We start from the raw sequence: 24,010 nt of genomic DNA on the forward strand, positions 1-24,010 counted from the left end.
AAACTATAACGAACCCGTGGAAATTCCGCAGGAATTTTCGCAAGTAGGCAAGAACCTAGCGATTAATTATACACGGTGTTAGCAAACGTTATTTTTTCCATTAAGTCCATCGCACTAATTTGATAAGGGTCTTTTAAATAAGAATACAAGTGTTCTTCTTGAAATTTTTTCGAATTGTAAATTATCTAAAGCATATTCTTTTGGTATCAAATATTGTATATCGTTATGTGTTTTTAGCACAAAAACTGTTGTTATTTTAAATTCCGAATCTGACTTATAATCAATTTTTTCTTTTAATGTTTTTCGTTCGGGATTTCCTGTATAGGTTTTTAATTCAATTTCCTTTGGCTTGAGTGTCAGAATTGAATCGGTTAGATTAAATTTTCCATAGTATTTTTTAAAAGTGCTTTTTCCTCCATAATCACTAACGTAATTATCTATTTTGATAAATTCGTCATTATTCAATAGAATAATTTCACGATAATTATTAAAACCATTACTCTTGAAGGAAATAGTGTCAACTTTTTTAACTAGACCTTTTTTCAATTCAGTCGATTGTGCATTGACATTGTTAAATCCTATTCCGAAGATTAATATGATTATCAGGTTTTTCATCTAATGTTTGCTAACACCTAAATATACGCAATATATCTATGATTTTAAAAACACAGCAACCCTAATCATAATCAACTATTAGCCATTTACAAACGAAAACAATTAATTACAAACGAATGTAAGTAGGTAACTACCGAATAATATTTGCAAGCCTCTACATCTTTGCAGTGTCGAAACATTAGAACTCGATAGTATTAACTGTTTAACCATTAAAAATTAGAAATTATGAACACACTTAAAAACAAAGTACAGTTGATTGGTAACTTAGGACAAGACCCAGAAATCACCAATTTTGAATCCGGTAAAATCTTAGCTAAATTTTCTATCGCTACTAACGATAGTTATAAAAATGCACAAGGTGAAAAGGTCACAGACACACAATGGCATAATGTTGTTGCTTGGGGGAAAACGGCTCAGATTGTAGAAAAATTTATTACTAAAGGCAAAGAAGTAGCCATAGAAGGGAAGCTAACCTCAAGATCTTGGGAAGATAAAGATGGCATAAAACGTTATATCACCGAGGTGGTTTGTAGCGAGCTTTTAATGCTTGGAAATAAATAACATTTATTTAGATATAAAACTAAAAAGAGCAGCCCAATAGGTTGCTCTTTTTATATTGGTTCGTACGCAATTTATTTTACGGTTAGCGTGTATTGTGGTGTTGGATTTAAAGGACAGAAATACACATATTCTCCTTTTGCTAATGTCGTAATATTACTAGATTCCGACGTGTTATTCTCTACAGCTTTAGTGACATATGCCGTTTTAATATGGTTTTCTGGTTGAGACACATCTGCTCCTTTTGGGACTAATACAAAACCAACTTGGTGGCCAACATTGTTATTCGCAATTTCAAAAATGTAATCTCCTTCTTCTAAGGTTAATGATTCCTGAGTAAAGGCACCTGTGGTTTGTTCTAAAGTCACAGTTGTTGCTTTAGTTTTCATGTGGTCTTGCGCCTGTCCTGTTAATGTAAAGGTTAATACAAGCACGATAATTGTGATAATTTTTTTCATCTTTTTAAATTTTGTGAGGTGTTGTTTTAAATTATATAGTTTCTAATACTAAAGGTTGTGCTACTGGGAAATCTACAGGGACTTGCGTCGTACTATGTACATAATTAGAAATTGTTTTGTCACCAACTAAAGCAATAGTATCTATTAAATTGCCTTTGGTATACCCAACATTAAAGAAATGTTCTAATACTGTTGCGTCTGTTTTACCTCTGTTTTCCGTAATGTTTTTAGCCAATTTAGCTAACGCATCTATTTTGTCGTTTACAGTAGAATATCCAGCTCTCAATTCTAATATTTGTTGGTCTGTAAAGCCGTTCATTTTTCCAATGGCAGTGTGTGCAGAAAGACAATAAACACAATCGTTTACTTCACTCACAGCAAGATTTACAACTTCTTTTTCTTTAGCAGATAAGGATGTTTTTGCGTTAGTAAATGTTAAGTAATTTTCTAATGCAGTATCACTATGGGCATAGGTTGCAAATAAGTTTGGTACAAATCCTAAAGCTTTATTTAGGTTATCGAAAATGGCTTGGTTGGTAGTACTTACGTCTTCTCTGGAAGGCACATTAAATGTAGTCATAATTTTAATTGTTTATCCTGAAATGTATTCAGGTGTTTATAGTATATCTTTTGATTTTTTTTGTTGGTACAAAGTTGAGATAGAATACAGCTGTAAAGAATGTGTGAAATTCCTTTTAACATGTCATTTTTTCCCTTGGTGGTTTTTAGCCTATAAATGGCTTTTCGGCATCACAGTAATAATCATGAATATGATTTTGATCACAATGCATTTCTGTGCTAATAGTGTTTGCTATTTTCTTTGGATTGTTTGTAAATATCTCTATGAGATTGAATATGGATTTGATTTTTAGTTTCATCTTGTTCTTGTTTTAATATTACAATGCAAAGATGCGAGGAAAGGGGATGCTATAAAATGAAGAAATTGCCCTTAGGCTTGTCAATTTTTCCTAACGCGAGGTTTTTAAGCGTTTTTTGTAGTCTGAAGGTGACATGGAGGTGCTCTTTTTGAATAAACGGCTTAAATGTGAGGCGTCTTCAAAACCAATATCGTAGGCAATTTCTTTTGCTGTTTTATCGGTGTAGACTAATTGACGTTGTGTTTCTAATACAATACGGTTGTGTATAATTTGTAATGGGCTTCTGTTGAGTTTGGCAAAATTATTAGATAGGGTTTTGGGTGACCTAAATAATTTTTCAGCATAAAACGCGACACTGTGTTCTGTTTTAAAATGTTGTTCTACTAGAAAATTAAATTCTCGGAGTAAATCGACTTTAGAACTTTTTGGAGATTCTATAATGCTTTCTTTAGCTTTTAATAAACGTGTACTCTTTATAATAAATCTTGCCATTAACATTCGAAGCATTTCGGCTTGTATGTTGTCTTCAGTTTCCAATTCGTCTATAAAAACGTCATGAAGCGTATCATATTTTTGTTGCTCGGCTTTATCTAAATGAATCATTGGAATATTAGTATTTCCAAAAAAGAGAATACCAACACAACTCACTTCTTGATCATGATCTTTAATGCAGTAAAACTCACTATTAAATTGATACATTATAAGGTCATTACCTCCATTATATTGCAGATATTGAATAGGCGTTAATGCTAAGATGCTATGTGGCGGAATCGTAAACGGAACGCTGTCAATAGTTAAGTCTATAGCTTCAGATTTCGCCCAAATAAACGTGTATAACTCACATTGTTTGGCTGTATTAAAGGAATATAAATTTGTTTCATTTCCAATATTGAAAATGGCGTTTGTAGAAAATTCTTTAAAAGTATGAGTCATAACCACTAAGTCTGATAAGTGGATTAAAAATTACAAAAAAAGAAATTTAGTTACGTGTTTGCCTGATATGTCATAAAAAAGGCATCAGATTTTTGACTAACACTTAAAAATTTTCTGATGCCTAATTTTAAATAAAGTATGATTTCTTAAATAGCAGATTTTAAGAAACACATACTGTAATTATCAATTTATTTTAAGGACAAAAATTATTTGCCATTTTTTATAGAAACAAAATTTTCCATCTAACCATCTAACCATCTAACCATCTAACCATCTAACCATCTAACCATCTAACCATCTAAACCTCTTACTGCGCACTCCAGCCTCCATCTAAAACAAAGGAGGTGCCTGTAATGGTTGTGGAACTGTCTTTAGCTAATAAAATCGCCATATCTGCAATAGCTTCAAGTGGTACAAATTGTTTTACAGCTTGTTTCTTTAGCATTACTTTTTCTACAACGTCTTCTTCCGTCATGTTGTGCGCTTTGGCTTGATCTTTTATCTGACCAATAACCAAAGGTGTTTTTACATAACCAGGACAAATCGCATTACAAGTAATATTAAACGGCGCTCCTTCTAAGGCCATCACTTTGGTCATCCCTATAACTCCATGTTTTGCTGTAACATAAGCCGATTTAAATTCTGAAGCTCTAATGCCATGTACGGAAGACACATTGATAATGCGACCAAAGTTTTGGGTTTTCATCTGTTTCCATGCGGCTTTTGACGCGTAGAACACAGCATTCATGTTTATGTCAATAATGTTTTCATATTTCTTATTTGGAAAGTCTTCAATAGGAGACACAAATTGAATACCTGCATTATTAACTAAAACATGCAAACTCCCAAAGGTATCTATTGTTTCGTTTACTAAATTCTCAATCGCTTCGGATTGTAATAAATTAGCATTAGAAAACCCGACTTTAATATCGTGTTTTTTTGCGACATCATTAGCAATATCTTGTCCGTTGGGTTCTAAACCATGAAACATAATATTATAACCTTCTTTGGCAAACTGATGTGCGATGCCTAAACCAATTCCGCTAGTGCTTCCTGTGATAAGAACGGTTTTACTCATGATTTAAAAATTTTTGAAGTTCTAAATTGAAAGCGTCTGGTTGATCAATAACAACGCCATGTCTAGAGTTTTTAATTACAACTAATGAAGCGTTTTGCATTCGTTTTACATAGTCTGCTTTAAAAGAAACAGGAGTATAATCCATATCTGAACCCACAACTAAGGTTCTCGTTTTTATATCTTTAATTCGGTCTCCTAAACCCCAATCCATCAGAGTGACAAACGATTTGTAATACGCATTGTAATCATTGGTTTTACAGCGTGCTTCAAATTCATGTCTCAAAGCGACTTGATGATCTTCTGGAAACATATTAAATGAAATCTCTTTTGCCAAAGCAACTATTCCTTTAGTTTCAAGATATTTAGTTCGGTTGTTTAAAAGATCTTCTCCAATTTTGCCCATATCATTAAAATCTGGGCCAGAATTTACAATCACTAAATTCTCTAAATACTCAGGATGTTTTGCGGCCATTTCAAAAGCGACTGCTCCTCCCATTGAAAAACCAACAATGGTTACTTTTTTAATATGGAGTTGGTCTAATAGTTGCTTTACGTCTTCGGTCATTAGTGCTACACTATATGCATCTTGAGGCTTTGTAGAGGCTCCATGACCTCGTAAATCTACAGCAATAACACGATGGGTTTTTAAAAAGAAAGGGACTTGTGCGTCCCAATCTTTTTTAGTGGATCCTAGGCCATGAAGTAGCAGAAGAACTTTCCCTTTGCCGTGATCTTCATAATCTAGTTCTATATCGTTCACTTGAATTTTTAACATGTCTTAGAAACTTAGTTTACAGAGGTCTACTTTTGTTTAAGACTGAATTGGTACTTTAATTCAAAAGAAACTAAGGTTTCTATAATTGGAGAGGCAACAAACTCTCTGTTTTTAGCATTTAATAAGTTGGTGATGCTTAGTCCCATTGATAATTGGTCCGTAACGTTGTAGCCTGCATTGGCATCTATAGTAAAACCTCCTAATTGCCCGTAATTCCAAGTTCTTCCGACTTGGGCGTTTTCAACAATTTCATTTACACCATCTCCATCTTGATCTTGTGTTTCTGCCGCGACGTTTATACCCGAGAAGAAATCGTATTTTTCAACAAAACGTCCGTAAAGCGCCCCATAAAACTTTCCTTTGTTATAATGAAAACCAACGCTAAATTTGTGATTTGGGGTATTAATCGGTAATTCACTTTCTAAAACTTGTCCGTCTAAATTTCCGTCATTGGCAAGGTCATCTGTATCTAAGTTACGACCGAAGTACGAATAGTTAACAGTCGTTCTAAAGTTGTTGCTGAAATAATAATTTAATCCAATATCAGCACCATAGGTATCTACATGACCAAAGTTTAAATAGGTTAAAACAAACGAGCCATCAGAACCTTCTACAAGATCTCCAATTGGAGTGTTACCCACATGAGTGACATTATTTCCATTTGCAGCATCGGCGACATTTACTAATGGACTTATAAAATTATCCGATTGGTTATAGTAAGCATTAACATCAATAAATAATTTTTCTGATAATTGACCTTTGTACCCAATTTCATAAGAATTAATGGTTTCTACATCTAATCTCGGAATTTTAGTGCCATCAGTTAATGTAAATCCTTCACCATTTCCTATCACTAATCCACCAAACAGGTTTCCTTTTAGGTTTAAGATGGAAGGAACAGCAATTCCTTTTCCGTAAGTTACTCTAAAGGTTCCGTTATTTACTTTTTTAGTAACGGCCACTTTTGGGATGAAGTTAGAACCATATAAATCGTGATTATCATAGCGTCCACCTAATAAAAATCCCCATCCAGAATCGTCTAATTTATATTCTAATTGTGTGTAAATTCCTGTTTGACCTAAATCAATGCCGTCTTCATCAAAAAGATAAGTGCCTTTAGAATCTGCCATGTCTAATTGGTATTGCGCTCCTAAAGTAACATACAGTTTGTCCCAATTATTATTGTATTGTGCTTCCGCATTAAAACGTTGTGAGTCATCTTTAAAAAGGGCACCACGCTGTAATGGAATGCCATCACCTTGGTTAGGACCAAATTGAAACCATTGTTCTGTATACGACCGTTCGCGCGCTTCAGCTTCAGAAAACCCATTTTCTATAAACGACACATAATTTTGTGTTCTTTGGTTCATGGCATAGGTGTCTTCTGTTTTACTCCAGGTATAATAGGTGTTGGCAAAAAAATGCTTTGATACAAATTTTAATTGTGCCACATCAATAGTCCAATCTTTTATTTGATTTCGTCCAGCACTTGTTATACCAATATTATTATTATTACTATGGCCATAATACCCAATAAGCTCTGAAGCTTTTGTAGGCTTGTAATATAAAGAAGCACCATATTTTGAAGATTCAAAATCGCGATCTAAATCTAATTCTTTGTATGCATTTGTGCCAACGTAAACACTGTCTACATAATTGAATTCCTTACCTTGAGAATGTTCAAAATGAAACTTATAAGCAAATTTTTCATTGATGGCTTCAGCATGTCTTAGTCGTGTTGTAAAAACACTTTGGTTACCAAATCCTAAGGCTACAGTCGTCCCTTCAGACTGTCTGGGGTTTTTAGTAATGGTACTTACTAAGCCGTTGTGTGCATTAGGTCCGTAAAGGGTTCCGTTAGGGCCTAGTAATATTTCAACACGTGCAATGTCGTCTTTGGTCACTGTAGAGAATGAGCCCATTGGCAAGCCGGTTGCAATTAATGTCGATAACCTATCGTCTGTAACTTGTAAATTTTTAGAGTTGAAGGCCGAGTTGAATCCTCTAATGTTAATGCCTGTACCCAAAACACCACTTCTTACAAAATCAACTCCTTTTTGTCTAGCCGCTAATTCACCAATATTAAAACTTGGGAATTCTTCGATATCTTTAGCCGAAATGACATTAACAGTTGCTGGAACATCTGTGATTTTTTGTGGTTGCTTGTTGGCTGTTAATACCACTTCGTCTAATACGCTATTAGATTCATTTAAAGTAATATTTAAGGTGGTTGCATTTCCGCCCGTCACCGAAATACTTGTCGTTGATGTGCCGTATCCAACATAAGAAACCGAAATGTCATAGGTGCCTTCAGCAATGTTATCTAGTGTAAATTTACCATCGTAATCGGTAATTGTTCCTTTGTCTAAGGCTTTAATATGTACGGTAGCACCAGATAATGGCATGCCACTTTCTTCAGAAATTATTCCTTTAATGCTACCCGTTTCTTGAGCAGTCACTATAAAAGAACTAATGAGGGTTAATAAAAAAAATAAGTTTTTCATAATTAGAGACTATTGATTAAGTTAGTTTGAGTGGCAATCTATTATGAAATTTAAACTCAACATTGCTAAATTGACAAGCTTATTAGTGTGACTTTTTTAAAATAAAAGCTATTAAATTATGAATTTAATAATAAAACTCTGTTTTTGCTCTAAAATCCTATATGTGTGACTTTAATTTTAAAAAGGCTTCAGGAAGGTTGTTTGAGAGTCGATTAATCACCTTAATCATCAATTGCTTTTGATTTTTTGTAGGTTGAATGTCTTTAAGTGGAGCTTTTATTTCGTCTAATAATCGTGAAGAATTAATCTGTCCTTCCATATATCTTGAAAGTGAAATACTCCATGAAATATTGGGGACGTAGTTATTCTGTTTTTGGCGTTCACTTTCCTTTTCTGTAAGGTTGAATTTTGAAGCTAATTTTAAAATATCATCGTATTTTTCTAGGATAATTAAGACGTTGATAAAAGACGTAAAAAAATGATGCCAACGATGGTTGAGCACTTCATTTTTATACTGTCGTAAAAACGTTTTTGCAGTAGCTTCTGCTAATTTATTTCTCTGAAGCTCAGCCAACACACGGATTTGATACGAGCAATAGCCAATTTTTTGATGGTAGTTGTGTGTTTCTTTATATAGATCATGGTGTTTTTCTAAAAGGCAGAAGGCTTTTTCAGGTTGGTGATTTCGTAATAAAATGGCGACCAAATTGTTCAAGTACATTAAAACATCATTGTTGTTTTGTCGTATGGATAAATAGCCATAAAACTCAGCTTTTTCAAACTCATCTTGTTTAGAGTGTAGTAAAACCCGACTCGCATAATAATTAGATAATAACCGTCTGGAGTACATTTCCCCTTGACTGAAATAATAGTCTATTTGGTCAAAAATGACTTTTAACTTATCATTCTCATTATAGTTGGTGTACATAAAAGCCAACAACACAAACGCCTGATATCGGTTTTTACCATCAATATGTTCATCTTTAAACACTTGAAGTAACCACGTTTCTAAGTGTTTTGTTTCGTTATTGTTACGAGTATATTGGTTGGTGATTTCGGTTGTGGCATCGTAAAGTTTGTCTTTTGTCGCTTTGGCTTCATTATAACTATCACTATAAGCATCTAAAAAATCGGCCACAATTTTATGATCTTTATAGCGCATTCTTACTAAGAGATACGATTTGTACTCTTTAGCAAGATCATATAAATTCTGAAAATTAAACTCTATATTTTTATAGGTTGAAATGTAATGCAGAAAGGCTTTTTCTTCGTGTGATGCAATGGCATCGGTTAGAATTTTTTTTTGAAGCGACATAATCCAAGCAATAGTGGCATCAACATCTATGCTGGCTAATTTTTTTTCAACCCAATTTTTAATGTAAGAATATTTGCGCTTATCAATGTTATCATAAAAATCTACACGTTTATTATGAGATAATGCATTTGCGATGAGTAGCTCAATTATGTTAAGCTTTTCATCATCTGTAAATTGATATCGCGACTCTAAATATTTAGCTTCATTAGGAAGAATGGTTTTGCTAAATTCTGTAAATTTTTTAAGCTTTGTTTTCATTCTGCAGCTACAAATTCCTGAATAAGGGTATTAACTTCGGTTGGTTTTTCATACTGTACAAAATGTCCAGCATTTTTTACAAAGGTGACGTTTGCAGAGTTGATTTGCTCTTTCGCAATATCTGCTACAGCTTCAATGGTTAAATCTGGATTAAAATACCGATTGGGAATTAGCATATCCTTATCACCAAAAATAACTAAAGTCGGTTGTGTAATTTGTTTAAGCTCTTTAAATACAGTGTCATCTAACATTCCAGAAATACTGTTAACAATGGCTTTGCAATGGGCTTCAAAATCGGATGCGTCTTTAATTTTCTTACGATCATTTACCATTTTAGAAACATCCTCTGGTTGCGCGTAAAAATTAAGGGCATAATTTTTTTCAATTTGCTCATCCGTGGTGTTTTCTACGGATTCTGGTGTAAAATAAGCTTTCATAAATTCAGCGTTTGTTTCCGAAAACTGTTCTAATCCAGCTGGTGCAACTAAAATTAGTTTTTCTATAGCTTCAGGATAGATCGTTGCTAATTTAATGCTCGCTTGTCCTCCCATAGAATGTCCAATGAGGATGGTGTTTTTTAAGTCCAGTTTTTTAATGAGTTTGTATATAATTCCGGCGAAATACGTTGGAGTATAGGTAGCTTTAGGTTTGGAAGATTTTCCGTAGCCTGGTAAATCTAATGCAATACACGTGTAGTTTTTTCTTAATGTATTGATGTTTTTGGCCCAGGCGTCAGAATTACTGCTTAGTCCATGTACAAATAGTAATGTCTTTTCTCCATCTCCTTTTTTAATGAAGCTTATTTCTAAACTGTCTATGATTGTAGATTGGGTTTTAAAATTGTATTCTGAAAGTATGTCTTTCATGAGTGGTTTAGAATTTTGGGAAAATACAGTTGTGTTAATCAGTAGAAATAGAAATAGTATACTAAGTGTTTTCATGGTTTTGATTATTGTTCTGATTTAATAGCGTTAAAATATTTAAAGAGTTTCTTTCGGGATACTTTGCCTAAACTCGTTAGTGGAATGTCGTCTAAAATAAATATATACTTTGGGTGTTTAAACGCTACTAAGTCCTTTGTAAGTGCTTTACGTATGTCTAAGACAGAAAGGACTTCACTTTTTGAAGTTACAAATGCTATGCCGCATTCTCCCCATTTTTCGTCCTTTACGCTTAATACAACTGCTTTTTTTATGTCCTTAATGCGCTCTAATTGTACTTCTATTTCTTGAGGGTAAATGTTTTCTCCTCCAGAAATATACATATCGTTTTTACGACCTTTCATATATAAAAATCCGTCAGTATCACTATATGCAAAATCACCTGTAAACAGCCATCCCTTTTTTATTTTGTTACTTGTTTTAACTGAATTGTTCCAATAGCCAGGCGTCACAATATCTCCTTTTATACAGAGTTCGCCAACTTCATTTGATTTAACGGTTTCTCCATTTTGATTCACTATTTTTAAATCCAAATAGAAATTAGGCTTACCAATAGAGTTGGGTTTTAATTCTGCCATATTATGGTGTAAAGAGGTGATGCTTGGTCCGGCTTCTGTTAAGCCATAACCTGGTCGGATATAAATGTTTTTTTCGTTTTTCCAGAAGCTCACGAGTTCTGATGGTACTTTCTCACCCCCAGAAATGATGTAACGTAATTTTTTAAGATTAACCTCTTTAAAAACTGGTGTTTTTTGCATCATCAATAACATCGTTGGTAAGGCCATAAATAAGGTCGTTTTATTAAGCTCTAAAAGGCATAATATTTTTTCGGCATCAAATTTTTCGAGCATTCCAATATGTGCACCTTTGTGTAATAATGGTGTGATGAAAACATTCCAACCAGAAGTGTGGTAAGGAGGTAAGGTGTTTATTGTGGAATCTCTAAAGGTAATTCCCAATTGCATTGAGGTGTTCAGGCTATTCCAAAAGAGCATCTTGTTGGTGTAAATTACCCCTTTTGGAGTTCCTGTAGTACCAGAGGTATAGAAAATAAATAAAGGGTTATCTTCTTTAATCTCGAAGGTTTTGTTGACCGAGTATGCTGAGTTTTCAACATAATCGGCTAATACTTCAAACGTTAAAACCTCTAAATTTTGAATTGGTAACTGTTGAGCTTTGTCTTTGTGGTTGCTATTATGAATAAACAATCGCGGTGTACAATCTATAACTAATTTTGAAATTTCTGTAACAGATTGGCGATAATTTAATGGCACAATTACCAATCCCATGCGTTGGCAAGCCACAAAAAGTACCATGTATTCTAGGCCATGATCTGCTAAAACAGCAATGCGGTCTCCTTCTTCGAGATTGCGTTCAGTAAATTTATGGACTAAACGATTGGCATAGGTATGTAAGTCGCTATACGTATAACTTTTATTAGTGTCATACGATGTAATAGCAATCTTATCAGGCGTATAATCTGCCCATTTAGCGGTCCAATCTAGTGTGTCCACGTTCTATTTTTTTAGTGTCTAATTTGTAAATACTATAACCAACGATTAGTGATGTTATAATGCCGATGGCTGCTGAAACTCCTGGATTGTTAACAGGCTCTTGCATGTATGGTGTAATTCTGCCATAATAAATCCCGAAATGCACTACAATGGCTGTGATACTTGCTATAAAAACCGATCGGGTAGAGACATCTTTTAAAAATGTACCAAACAAAACCGGAACAAAAGCAGCAGCAAAATAAGCATACACACCGTTTTGAGCAAAAATAGCCACACTCACATCTGGGTTTTTAATCTGTTCCCAACTCAGTAAAAAACTCACTATGCCTAAAATAATAATCACTATTTTATTAATGGTTATAGTGTTTTCGGTGAATTTATCTTTAAACAGTGGATTGATAATATCTGAAGTAATCGTAATAGATAAGGACTGAATTAAACTCTCTAAAGTGGATAATCCTGCGGAAATTAATCCAACCACAATGACCAAACCAACTCCAACTGAAAATTTGGTTACGACGTAAGTTGGTATGATTTCATCCATTCGTAGTTTTTCTCCGTTAACCATAAAATCTGGAAAACTGATGCGCGCATATAAACCAACAATTACGACTAAAAAGAACACAATCATAAAAGCAATGCCACTAAACAAATAGGTGTTTATTTTACTTGAGTCTTTTAATAATAGCGATTTTGTAATAATGTGTGGCTGGCATACAATAGCAATACCAATCACGATTTGGGTGGCGATGATTTCAAAATAATCGCGAAACAAAAAGCTTTCTGTATTTGTGGGTTTTGTAAGATTTGGGTCAATGGCATTTAATTTATCAAGGAAACCAGTGATGCCATCTGCGAAATAGTCGGAACCTGAACCTATTAAAATTAAGGCTACAATACACATTATTATCGCCTGAATGGTATTGGTGTAAACCATAGAATTCGCTCCGCCAAACATCATATATCCAAATACAAAGGCTGTAATGCCCATTAAAACATAAAATGGGTCAGCATTCAGAGATTTTGAAATCACTTGTGTTAGTCCAACATTAATAAGCACAATAAACGTGATGAGTAAAAGGGCGATGATACCAAAGAAAAAGGCATATTTTTTACTGTTATAGCGTTTGCCAATCCATTGTGCCATGGTGGTTGCTTTTACGGCATTACCTTGTTTTATGAAGCCTTTTGTGAATACAATTAGTGAAACAAAAGCAGCGAGAGGTAAAACAATGGCAAAAGAAATCACTCCTGAAATTCCGTAGAGTGCAATAAATCCTGGGTTAATAATAAAGGTTGCAGCACTCGTCATTGAAGCTGCTAACGATAAACCAACCACCCACGATGGAAAGCCAATATTACCAACGGCATAATCGTTTATATTCGTGTTTTTTCGAGCACCTCGAATCACGAAAAATAAGATGACGGCAGCGTACACTCCCAATAAAATCCACATGTAAGTTACCAATTGGTCTGATGCAATCATTTAATAAAGTCTTTAAAACAAAGAACAATCTTTATATTATTTTTAGTGCTATTATTTGATTTTATAAAGGTGTGACTTTAGTAAATAACCATGCTGAAAATAGCATTATGCTAAATATAACAATAATATCATTAGGTGTGACTTTAAATTAACTTTAGACATTTTTAACAATTTTGAAGTGTTTTGAATTATTCAGGCCAAATAGTTTCAAATTCTTCACAAACGATAAGCAGGTCTTCAGTAGGTGTTTCACCACTTTCTACCATGGTAGTTGAAAAAAAATCCCAATGTGCATTTTTCCATTTTTGAAGCGGGTCTGTTGTGGTGCCCATATCTAAGGCAGCATATGCTTCTGAAATTTTATGAAAAGGAATGGTGTCCACTTTTTTAATTTCAATTATAGCTTTTGCTTTTCCATCGAAATCAGTAATAATATGTTTTAGTCCTGTTTTTGGTAAGTCGGCATCCGCTTCTTTATACCAAGCGTATAAACCGGATGCTGCTTGTTTTTTACCGCTGAGAACTAAATTGGCTAACCGGTTGGCGTCGGCTTTATTATTATGAAAATACCAAGATTCCGGAAGCTCGACGTTTTGGAATTCTGGATGAGATGCGGTATAGTTTTGCCACATGTTATAAACAGAGTTGTCAATTTCGTTTTCTGTTAGTGCTTCGGTTTGAATTTCTGGTCTTGTTTCGTTTTTGCAACCCGTAAAAATTAGAAGTAGAATAATTGTGATGTATTTCATTATCCTAAATTACTAAAAAAACAAAAACAGCAACCAAGTTGGTCACTGTTTCTCGTTTATAATTTATAGTAGATTTGAAGTGTTTTATAATGCCAGATGTGTAACTCTATTAAATTAAGCTACCTTTTTTAGCAAATCAAAACAAGGGCATTTTTTACAACGCTTGTTTTCGGCTTTCTTGTATTTTTTACAGCACTTGGATTTTACGTTGCCAAGTGTGTCCATACCAGAAGCCTCCAGAACTTTAATCCGTTCTTTCTTTAGGTTTTTATTTTTCTTCTTTTTGCCCATCTTTAGTTTCCTAGTAAAAGGAAATCTTTAAGTTTTCAAGGCAAAAATAACTATTTATATTTATCTAAATAAAATTTAACATTTGAGGATCATCTATTTAGCCATCAGTTAAGATAGCGCTAATAAGTCCATATTTAATTCATTTTAGGATCTGACCTAAGAACGCCAGCATTGGTATGTACGTTTCCTACTTCCGTAATAACAACACCTTCTGGACCTGCCATTTGCCAATGAGGTGATTCAGCCTCAGCTAGTGATGCAAAATCTCCCTCATGGGCTTCAATAATATGATTGGTGGTTACTTTTCCATCCCAATGATTTTGCGGAACTACCACTTGTGGAAACTGATCGCGATTGTTTTCGCCAACACCTACAATATAGCTTTTTCCATGTCGTACGAGCCAACCTTCCATTTTTACAGGATTACCTTCTGCGGCAAAATGCATATGCTCTCCTAACATTTGGCCTGGTAAAAGAAAGATGTCCATGAGCATATATTGGTCTTCCTCATTATTTACGAACATAACTGAAGCCAACCCTAATTCTGCATAGTTACCTTGATTATAATCGGTTAGCCATATTTTTTCGCGTAGACCTTCAAAAATGGGATAATCATGATATTCTAGCATTTCCATTAAAGCGTCTTTTGCCTTTTCTTCTAAGAATTGACCTTCAGCATCATAAAATTGCGCATTAGAGAATTTTAATTCTTTTTTATTGGTAGGTTCAACAACTTCTACTGTATCTATCGTTTTGCTTTTTTCGTTCTTATTAGCACAGTTATTGAATAATAGAGCAAGCATTAAAACGGTTAAAAAACTTCGTGTTTTCATAAATAATTATTTTAAAATTTAAAGGAGATCATAATGACTTTAAATATAACGTAACTAAATATGAATATTTTATGCTTGTTTCAATTTATAATAGAATTTTTAGAGTCGCTATTATTACCACCATTATATTTTTAATTCCTAAAAATTTTAAGTAAAAAAAAGTAGAATTGATAATGCTGTTTTAGAGTTTTTTGTCTAAAATGACTATGTAAAACCGATGAGTTTAATAGTTACGCACTTGGGTTATCAGCTGCTGAGCTTACGGTTAGTTGTTGTATGTCTCTATCAAACAAATACAATCCGCCTTTATCATCTCCGATCATCTTTACTTTATCTAAGATGGTTCTTGCCATCGCTTCTTCTTCAATTTGCTCTGATACATACCATTGTAAAAAGTTATGGGTGGCATAATCTTTTTCTTGTAAAGAAATGTGTACTAGTTCGTTGATGCTTTCGGATACAAAAATTTCATGTTCTAAAAGTTTTTCAAACATAGCTTTATAGGAAGAAAAGGTCACACTTGGTGCTTTAAGTTCAGAGACATGTGCATGGCCACCACGTTCATTAATAAACTTTACGAGTTTTAGCATGTGCTCACGCTCTTCATCTGATTGACTGTACATAAAATTAGAAATACCTTCAAGTCCTTTCACTTCGGCCCAAATGGCCATGGCTAAATAGGCTTGAGATGATTCTGCTTCGATTCTTATTTGCTGGTTTAATGCGGCTTCAATAGATTTTGATAACATAGATTGTAGTGTTTTAAACAAATATAAGCATAGTTAAATCACTTTTGAAGCTTTTCTACTTGAGAAATTAACACTAAAAGTAAATGTCTTGTGCTAAACGAAACGTATTGGCATGGGCAGTTACAATGGTTTTAATGTCTGGATAATAACCTCCTCTCATGCTGCACATTACTGGGATTTGATTTAATTTACAGTGCTCTAAAACAAAACGATCTCGCGCTTTACAGCCTTCAATAGTTAGGCTAAGTTTTCCTAGTTTATCGGTTTTAATAACATCAACTCCGCATAAATAGTAAATAAAATCGGGTTGCTGCTCAGCAATAAGTTTTGGTAATGTGTTTTTTAAAAGGCTTAAATAGGTGGAATCGTCAGTATCATTTTCTAAAGCAATATCTAAATCACTAGTTTCCTTTTTAAAAGGGTAATTGCTTTTACCATGCATTGAAAAGGTGAAAACAGAAGCGTCATTCTGAAAAATTTCTGCGGTACCATTACCTTGATGCACGTCTAAGTCTACAATTAAGACCTTTTTTACGAGTCCTTTACCTTGGAGATAACGTGCCGCAATAGCTTGGTCATTCAGCATACAAAATGCTTCTCCACGATTGGAAAAGGCATGATGTGTGCCACCTGCAATATTCATAGCAATGCCATGTTGTAATGCAAATTCACTCGCTTTAATGGTGCCATCTGCAATAAGTGTTTCGCGTTGTACTAAAGCTCGACTTAGTGGAAAGCCTATTTTACGCGCATCACGTTGATCTATGGTGATATTTATTAAGTCGTAATAATACTCAGGGTCATGAATGGCGACGATATATTTATCATTAGGTTGTTGGGGTTCAAAAAAATTACGGTTATCACAAGTGCCTTCATGACGTAATTGTTGTGGTAATAGATCATATTTTTCCATAGGAAAGCGATGACCTCTTGGCAATGGGTGATTGTAGATGGGGTGAAACGCTATTTTTAGCATTTAAAACTTTTATGATTTACTTTAAGGATAACGTTTTTTCTTCTACAATAAATACACCATCACGAGTAATTCCCTCCATATACAAAGTGAAAGGTGCTGTGTAGTTGGGTAATTTAATGGTCGCATTTCCTTTGTTATCAATTTTAACTTCAGGTTGCCAATCTATAACACCGTAGGATTGGTAAAAGGAACTATCTGTGTTATTGTATTTTGGAGCATAATAGGTCTTTTTAGGACTGAAAGCTATTGGTAATTTAAACTCACTCGTCGTAGTTTTATTGTAACTTAATGCGGAGTTGTATTTGTTTAGGTATATTTTAACCACTCCACTGTCGCCTTGTAACCCTTGGGCTATACCTGTTTTGTTAATTTCTAAATAGTCAATTTTAGAGATGTCGAAATCCCTTAAAATACTTGTGTCTACTAATAGCATATCATCTAAATAAAATAACATTGGATTTTCTGAAAACGAAGAAAACACATTGAATTGAAGGGGAGGCGCAAGTTCTCCATTATCATAATCATCATTGATTCGCAACCCTTTAGATGTGAGGAGATGCGTTAAGGTTGCATTTTGTGTTTTAATCTCTTCATCTACCACTATAATCTTACCGAATGCGTGTCGATTTAAGTGCTGAGCGCGTTGTTTCTCAGAAGTGATATTACCCTTTACCGTAACTTCATCTAGTTTTTGAACGCGATTGAATGTGTTGGCATCAAAATGACTTCTATATTCGCTTAAATTTTCGATTGGTTTGTAATCAAATTTAGGAACTAATAGTTTCTTCTTGTCGTTTAAGACAGGGATTTTATTTGGAAAATATTGTAAATATAATTTAGCCGCAACCAAGCTGTTATAGGCGGTTCTTTTGGATATTTTTAAAGTGTTATTCTCCTCTAAAAATAGATTCTCTATTACAAAATAAAGATCTCCTTTCTTAACTTGAAAAATACTAAAGCCTTTTTCCGTGTAAGCATGCATTTGAAAACTTAAATCGGATGGCACTTTTAAATCATTAGCAGTTAAATTTGCTTTTACAGTTATACCTTGCTCAAAAGCATGAGTAAAGTTGTGTGTATTATTAAAAATTTCTTGCCAATTATAACTGCTCCAACCTTGCGTTATGAGTAAATTATCTAGTTCAAATTTCTTTTTAGCATTGATGTTTGTAAAGTAATATTTTGCATCTTCAATAGTGCCATTGACATAAGGTGCTAAAAAGTTATAAGACAAAAAGTTGTGGTGCTTATTATACGATTTAGTTTCTTTAGGTAAAATAGAGATACTTAAAGTATTAGAGGTGCTTGTGTTAATACCTTTAAAATTGATATGTAAAGTCGTTGAGTCTTTAGTTTGTTTAGCTGTTATGGTGTTGGTCTCTGCAATAGAAACTCCTTCATAATTAAAGAATAACCGTTCTGCTATGGGTTGGTCGTTTTCATTAAAAAGTGTGAGTATATTAATGCCTGTAGCCGTATTACTATATTCAATAGTTTTAATGATTTCTGTAGTATCTGTAAAATAAACATCCATAATATCAAACAAATCCCCATTATGAATCATTAAAGTGTGTCTCTTGTTTTTAATTGTTTCAAGTGTTTTTTCATTTGTTATGAGCGACACAAAGACTTTAGAATTTAAGCTTTTAAGGGAGATGATGATGCCTTTATCTTCTATGTTTTGGTTAATGTTAAACGTAAAATCTTTATTAGTGCTTTTGACGTTCACTTTATAATGGTTCCCAATTTCTGGCAATAATTGAAATTTTCCAATACCAAACTGGTTGGTTTCAAAAGACGTTAGTAATTCATTGTTTTTATCTACAACTTCACATTTTGCATACGGCATACCAAATCCATTTTGATCTTTAATGACAGCACCAATAACATTAATAACTCCATTTAGTAAATGCCCACTTTCTGGTAAAAATTTTGCATCAATACTGTTTTCTGTCCTTTGTTCTTCTGTAGAGTCTTCGGTTTCAAAATCAATAATTTTAATGGATTCAGAATAATAATTTTGCTCATTAAAATTAAGCATCCAATTGGTATACGCTTTTATTTTATAATGGCCAGAGGAAAAAAGTGAATCAATTTCAAAGGTGTTTGAGGCAATACCATCGACGACTTTGATTAATTTTTGCTTTAATACCTTGTTATCTTTATCAGCAATACTGACGTATAAATTTGTAGTAAGAAAAGAAGGTTTTTTATCTTTTTTATCTAAGACATATGCTGTGAAACCAATATTTTCTCCTTTGATATAGGTCGATTTATTGAGGTGTAAATAAACCACCTCTCGTGCAGCTTCGGTGTACCCCTCGTAGCTATCCAAAATTTCAGAATCTTCTTGGGCATTAAGCGAAGGGATATACGCTAGAACTATTGTTAATACGGTTATGAATATGGTGTATTGAAATCTCATAAGCTTAGTTTAAAATTAATGTTTTCTCTTCAATTATAAAAGAGCCATCATTAGTAATACCATCAATATATAAAGTAATAGGTATGCTAGGACTAGTAATTTTTAAATTTACATTATTATTTTTATCTAAATCGTTAAAGGTTTTCCAATCTACAACACCATAAGATTTATAAAACGAATCACCAGTATTTCTGTATTTTGGCACGTAATATTTTTTTTCTGCACTAAATGCTAGTGGTATTGTATAGGATTGTAGTTTAGTTTTGTTTGTATTTCGTGTATCTTCCTTGTGGGTATAAAGACGTACAGCTCCAAACGAATCATATAAACCTATTCCAGACATTGATTTGTGAATTTCAAGATAATCGATTTGAGATAAATCATAATCTCGTAAAATATAAGTGTTAAGTAATTGTTTACCGTTCATATAAATAACCAGTGGAATAGGATATCTTCCACTAGTACGAACACTAAATCCATATATAGACTCTGATACGATAAGACCGTGAGAGCTTAAATAATTGGTCAATGTTCTATACGTCTTTATGTTTTGATCATCCATAATTGTGATTTTTCCAGTTGCTAATCGACTTAGCTCTTCTTGCCTTTTTTCGGTTATACTCTTAGTTGACACAGTAACTTCATTTAGTTTCTGTACTTTATGAGATAATTCAAAAAAATAATAACTACTTTCTGTTTTAAAGCTTTGCTCTAATATATACTGGGATTTTGGTGGTAATACATTGTCTCTATTTTTTAATGGTGGTATCATACGAGGAAAATATTGCAGGTATAACATTGCTGGTTGAAGCCCCTTATTTTTAGTAACTTTAGAAAGGTTAATTACATGATTGTCCTCAGGAAAAATGTTTTCAATCACGAAGCTTTTATTTGGTTTCTGTACATTTAAAACTTTAGGCGCATCATTATTTACGGCATGTAGTACATAATTAAGATCTGACGTATCTTTAAAATCCTTATCAGTAAGGTTAGCTTTAACGGTAATGCCTTGTTCAAACGGATCATTCAATGGCATTTTATGATTAAAAATGGTATTCCAATTATAACTGCTCCAACCTTGTGTTAGTAGTAAATTATCTAGTTCATGCTTCTTTTTATCATCGATATTTGTAAAATAGTATTTTGCTTGTTCAATAGTACCATTAACATAAGGTTCTAAATAGGTATATGAAATAATATTGTGATGCCTGTTATAAGATTTGGTTTCTTGTGGTAAGACGGAGATGCTTATAGCGTTAAATTCATCTGTATTTATGTCTTTAAAGCTAAGGTTTAAGGCTACTGAATCTTTTGTTTTTTTTGCAGTTATACCGTCTGATTTTATAATGTTTAGGCCTTCATAATTAAAAAACAAACGCTCTGCTATAGGCTGATCATTGTCGTTAAAGAGCGTTAGCGTATTAATGCCAGTGGCTACATTGCTATATTCAATAGTTGTAATAATCTCTGTTTTATTTGTAAAAAAGATATCCTTTGCATTATATTCATCTCCATTATGAATCAGTAAAGTGTGCTTTTTATTTTTTATCGATGCTAGCGTGTTATTATTAGTTATTAGCGACACAAAGACTTTAGAGTTGAGACTTTTAAGAGAAATTAAAATGCCTTTATTTTCAATGTTATGATTGATAAGAAAGCTAAAATCTTTATTGTTATTTGAAATGTTTACCTTGTAGTGATTACCGATTTCTGGTAATAATTGAAATTTCCCAATACCAAACTGGTTGGTTTTAAAAGTCGTTAAAAGCTCATCATTTTTATCTACAACCTCACCTTTTGCATATGGAATACCAAAACCAAGTTGGTCTTTAATAACAACACCTACAATATTAATAACACCGTTTAATAAGTGGCCGCTTTCTGGTAAAAACTGAGCATCAACTTTGTTGTCTATTCTTTTTTCACTAAGATCATTTTCATTATCAGGATTGAGTATTCTAATAGATTCTGAAAAATAATTTTTTTCATCAAAATTAAGCATCCAATTGGTGTATGCTTTTATTTTATAGTTTCCGGAAGAAAACGTTGAGTCCACCTCAAATGTGTTTGAAGCCACACCATCTGTTACTTTTATGAGTTTTTGTTTTAAAACCGTTTCATTTTTATCTTCAATACTTACGTATAAATTAGTGGTGATAAAAGACGGTTGTTTGCTTTTTTTATCTAAAACGTAGGCTGTAAAACCAATGGGCTCACCACTAATATATGTAGATTTGTTAAGGTGTAAGTACACCACTTCTCGAGCAGGCGTTGTATACGCTTTATAAGTCTCTACAATTTGTGAAGATTCTTGAGCTTCTGAGGTATTAATCGAAAAAGAAAAAATTAAAAGTGTGGTAAATAGAATTCTAACCGAGTTGAGTAAAGTTTTTAGCATAGTGATTGGTTTTAGAATTTAAAAATGTTAAAAAATTAACACTTCAAATACTATGCCACCAAAATTATAATTACTGCTATTTCAGTTAAATAGGTGAACGGTATGTTACTTATGCAATTTAAGCTGAATGCGTTTTCGAGTCACATCAACATCCAATACCTTAACAATAATTTGCTGGTGCAGATGCACATGTTCATTAACATCTTTTACAAAGCTGTCGGATAAGTTTGAAACATGAATCAGTCCACTTTCCTTAATTCCAACATCTACAAAGCATCCAAAGTTGGTAATGTTATTGACGATGCCAGGTAACAATTGCCCTTCGTGTAAATCGGTAATGGTTTTTATATTTTGGTTGAAGGTGAAGACTTTGGCGGTCTCTCTAATGTCTAATCCAGGTTTTTCAAGTTCTTTGATAATATCTTGAAGTGTTATGAGTCCAATATCTTGCGAAACATATTTTTTTAAATCTATGTTTTGTAGCCTTGTTTTATTGCCAATTAAATCTTCAAGAGCTACTCCTTCGTCTTTAGCCATTGTTCTAATAATAGCGTAACGTTCAGGATGTACTGCAGAATCATCCAAAGGATTTTTTGCTCCTTTAATTCGAAGGAATCCAGCACTTTGTTCAAAAGCTTTGCCACCGAGACGTGGGACTTTTAAAATAGCTTTTCGCGATTTAAAAACACCATGTTCTGTTCTGTATTCAAAAATATTTTCAGCCAATTTAGGCCCTATTCCTGAGACATAACTTAATAAGGATTTACTTGCCGAATTGATATTAACTCCAACCGCATTCACACAATTCTCAACAACCGTATCCAATTGTTTTTGAAGTTTGGTCTGATCTACATCATGTTGATACTGTCCAACTCCAATGGATTTGGCATCAATTTTCACCAATTCTGCCAGAGGATCTTGTAAACGTCTACCTATAGAAACAGAACCACGAACCGTGACATCGTAATTAGGAAATTCATCGCGTGCAATTTTTGATGCTGAATAAATACTAGCACCAGCTTCACTGACCACAAAGACTTGAATTTCGTTTTTAAACTGAATTTTCCGAATTAAAGCTTCCGTTTCTCGTGAAGCGGTTCCGTTTCCAATAGCAATGGCTTCAATTTTATACGCTTCTGCTAATGATGAGATCTTTTTTATAGCTCCAATACTATCGTTTTTAGGTGCATGCGGATAAATTGTTTCGTTGTGTTTTAAATTGCCTTGTGCATCTAAACACACCACTTTACATCCCGTTCTAAAACCTGGATCAATGGCTAAAACACGTTTTTCACCAATCGGCGAACCTAACAATAATTGCTTGAGGTTTTTTGCAAAAACAGTAATGGCAGATTCATCAGCTTTTTCCTTCGCGTTACTCAAGGCTTCGTTACTTAACGATGGAAATAATAGACGTTTGTAAGCATCAGAAATCGCTAATTCTATTTGATCTGCACAGGCATTTTGGCTTTTTATGATTCTATGATCCATACGCTCCAAAACTCTAACGTCATCAACTGCAATCTTCACCCGAATAAAACCTTCGCTTTCAGCTCTTAAAATAGCTAACAATCGGTGTGATGGAATCCGTGATAACGACTCCGACCAATCAAAATAATCTCTGAATTTTTGCGCTTTCTCATCATCTTTTTTAGCCTTTATAACTTTTGTCGAAATTTGAGCACGACGCTCTAATTCATTTCTGAGCGTATTCCGAATATCTGTACGTTCATTAATCCATTCGGCAATAATATGTCGGGCTCCTTCTAAAGCGTCTTCCGCAGTTGCAACATCTCCTTTTGCATATTTTAAGGCAATAGATTCGATATCATTTGCCTTTTGGCTCATGATGATTTTAGCCAAGGGTTCTAAGCCATTTTTACGAGCGGTTTCAGCTTTGGTCTTTCGCTTTTTCTTATAGGGTAAATACAGATCTTCAAGTGTTGTTGCGTCTTGTGCTTGTTCAATCTTCAGTTTTAAGTCGTCAGTTAAAACGTCTTGTTCTTCCAGAGCTTTTAAAATGGCGATTTTTCGTTTCTTTAAAGCTTCAAACTGCTCTTTATATTTTACAATATCTCCAATTTGCACTTCGTCTAAATTTCCTGTGGCCTCTTTCCTGTAGCGCGAAATAAAAGGAATGGTGCAGTCTTCATTCAGTAATTGAACGGTACTTTTTATACTGCTTTTAGGTAATTGGGTGAGTTGAACTATGTAATCTATCATCATAAAAAAAGACCTTATACATGTTTGAAGTATAAGGCCTGTAAGATATTTAA

20 protein-coding genes are annotated in these 24,010 nt (G+C 33.6%); 1 reads left to right on the forward strand and 19 read right to left on the reverse strand.

Translation table 11 applies throughout. The features are described 5' to 3' along the window. Positions 1 to 114: 114 nt before the first annotated feature. A complete protein-coding gene (locus tag KO515_RS01620; protein ID WP_215934622.1) occupies positions 115 to 615 on the reverse strand; it encodes a hypothetical protein in 501 nt (166 codons plus the stop codon). A gap of 225 nt (positions 616 to 840) precedes the next feature. Here KO515_RS01620 and KO515_RS01625 point away from each other — a divergent pair, with 225 nt between their 5' ends. After that, entirely contained in the window at positions 841 to 1,176 is a 336-nt protein-coding gene (locus tag KO515_RS01625) for a single-stranded DNA-binding protein (protein ID WP_215934623.1), read from the forward strand. Between the two features lie 71 nt (positions 1,177 to 1,247). On the opposite strand, the gene KO515_RS01630 is transcribed toward KO515_RS01625, so the two are convergent. From KO515_RS01630 to KO515_RS01715, 18 genes are all read right to left on the reverse strand, one after another. Further along, the gene (locus KO515_RS01630; protein WP_215934624.1) at positions 1,248 to 1,631 is read right to left on the reverse strand and encodes a cupredoxin domain-containing protein; all 384 of its coding nucleotides are present in this window, start codon (positions 1,629 to 1,631) and stop codon (positions 1,248 to 1,250) included. A gap of 31 nt (positions 1,632 to 1,662) precedes the next feature. Next, positions 1,663 to 2,211, reverse strand: a complete 549-nt coding sequence (locus KO515_RS01635) for a carboxymuconolactone decarboxylase family protein (RefSeq protein WP_215934625.1) — start codon at positions 2,209 to 2,211, stop codon at positions 1,663 to 1,665. Between the two features lie 145 nt (positions 2,212 to 2,356). Next, positions 2,357 to 2,509, reverse strand: coding sequence for a hypothetical protein (locus KO515_RS01640; protein WP_215934626.1), 153 nt, complete (start codon positions 2,507 to 2,509; stop codon positions 2,357 to 2,359). Positions 2,510 to 2,599: 90 nt separating this feature from the next. Beyond that, positions 2,600 to 3,442, reverse strand: coding sequence for a helix-turn-helix domain-containing protein (locus KO515_RS01645; protein WP_252723748.1), 843 nt, complete (start codon positions 3,440 to 3,442; stop codon positions 2,600 to 2,602). A gap of 307 nt (positions 3,443 to 3,749) precedes the next feature. Then, positions 3,750 to 4,520: a 3-hydroxybutyrate dehydrogenase gene (locus KO515_RS01650; protein WP_215934627.1), complete on the reverse strand. Its 771-nt coding sequence runs from the start codon at positions 4,518 to 4,520 to the stop codon at positions 3,750 to 3,752. Continuing rightward, positions 4,513 to 5,295 (reverse strand): alpha/beta fold hydrolase, encoded by a 783-nt coding sequence (locus KO515_RS01655; protein ID WP_215934628.1) that lies wholly within the window; start codon positions 5,293 to 5,295, stop codon positions 4,513 to 4,515. Before KO515_RS01655 ends, KO515_RS01650 begins: the two co-directional genes overlap by 8 nt. 26 nt (positions 5,296 to 5,321) lie before the next feature. After that, the gene (locus KO515_RS01660) at positions 5,322 to 7,799 is read right to left on the reverse strand and encodes a TonB-dependent receptor (RefSeq protein WP_215934629.1); all 2,478 of its coding nucleotides are present in this window, start codon (positions 7,797 to 7,799) and stop codon (positions 5,322 to 5,324) included. A gap of 157 nt (positions 7,800 to 7,956) precedes the next feature. Continuing rightward, positions 7,957 to 9,372 (reverse strand): hypothetical protein, encoded by a 1,416-nt coding sequence (locus tag KO515_RS01665; RefSeq protein ID WP_215934630.1) that lies wholly within the window; start codon positions 9,370 to 9,372, stop codon positions 7,957 to 7,959. Continuing rightward, complete coding sequence (locus KO515_RS01670) at positions 9,369 to 10,238, reverse strand: alpha/beta fold hydrolase (RefSeq protein ID WP_215934631.1); 870 nt, start codon at positions 10,236 to 10,238, stop codon at positions 9,369 to 9,371. Before KO515_RS01670 ends, KO515_RS01665 begins: the two co-directional genes overlap by 4 nt. 83 nt (positions 10,239 to 10,321) lie before the next feature. Further along, positions 10,322 to 11,827 (reverse strand): class I adenylate-forming enzyme family protein, encoded by a 1,506-nt coding sequence (locus KO515_RS01675; RefSeq protein WP_215934632.1) that lies wholly within the window; start codon positions 11,825 to 11,827, stop codon positions 10,322 to 10,324. Next, the gene (locus KO515_RS01680) at positions 11,802 to 13,313 is read right to left on the reverse strand and encodes a sodium:solute symporter family transporter (protein WP_215934633.1); all 1,512 of its coding nucleotides are present in this window, start codon (positions 13,311 to 13,313) and stop codon (positions 11,802 to 11,804) included. Before KO515_RS01680 ends, KO515_RS01675 begins: the two co-directional genes overlap by 26 nt. A gap of 188 nt (positions 13,314 to 13,501) precedes the next feature. Then, complete coding sequence (locus KO515_RS01685; protein WP_215934634.1) at positions 13,502 to 14,062, reverse strand: ASCH domain-containing protein; 561 nt, start codon at positions 14,060 to 14,062, stop codon at positions 13,502 to 13,504. A gap of 425 nt (positions 14,063 to 14,487) precedes the next feature. Beyond that, a complete protein-coding gene (locus KO515_RS01690) occupies positions 14,488 to 15,186 on the reverse strand; it encodes a hypothetical protein (protein ID WP_215934635.1) in 699 nt (232 codons plus the stop codon). A 230-nt stretch (positions 15,187 to 15,416) separates the two neighbouring features. Then, a complete protein-coding gene (locus tag KO515_RS01695) occupies positions 15,417 to 15,935 on the reverse strand; it encodes a ferritin (RefSeq protein ID WP_215934636.1) in 519 nt (172 codons plus the stop codon). 73 nt (positions 15,936 to 16,008) lie between these two features. After that, the gene (locus KO515_RS01700) at positions 16,009 to 16,911 is read right to left on the reverse strand and encodes a histone deacetylase family protein (RefSeq protein WP_215934637.1); all 903 of its coding nucleotides are present in this window, start codon (positions 16,909 to 16,911) and stop codon (positions 16,009 to 16,011) included. Positions 16,912 to 16,927: 16 nt separating this feature from the next. Beyond that, positions 16,928 to 19,336 carry a hypothetical protein gene (locus KO515_RS01705; RefSeq protein ID WP_215934638.1) on the reverse strand — a complete coding sequence of 803 codons (2,409 nt, stop codon included), beginning with the start codon at positions 19,334 to 19,336 and terminating at the stop codon, positions 16,928 to 16,930. Between the two features lie 4 nt (positions 19,337 to 19,340). After that, on the reverse strand, positions 19,341 to 21,734 hold the full coding sequence (locus tag KO515_RS01710; protein WP_215934639.1) for a hypothetical protein: 2,394 nt from the start codon (positions 21,732 to 21,734) through the stop codon (positions 19,341 to 19,343). A gap of 105 nt (positions 21,735 to 21,839) precedes the next feature. Next, positions 21,840 to 23,957, reverse strand: coding sequence for a Tex family protein (locus tag KO515_RS01715; protein ID WP_215934685.1), 2,118 nt, complete (start codon positions 23,955 to 23,957; stop codon positions 21,840 to 21,842). Positions 23,958 to 24,010: the final 53 nt, after the last annotated feature.

It is taken from the genome of Winogradskyella psychrotolerans, from assembly GCF_018860545.1.
Taxonomy (GTDB): Bacteria; Bacteroidota; Bacteroidia; order Flavobacteriales; family Flavobacteriaceae; genus Winogradskyella; species Winogradskyella psychrotolerans_A.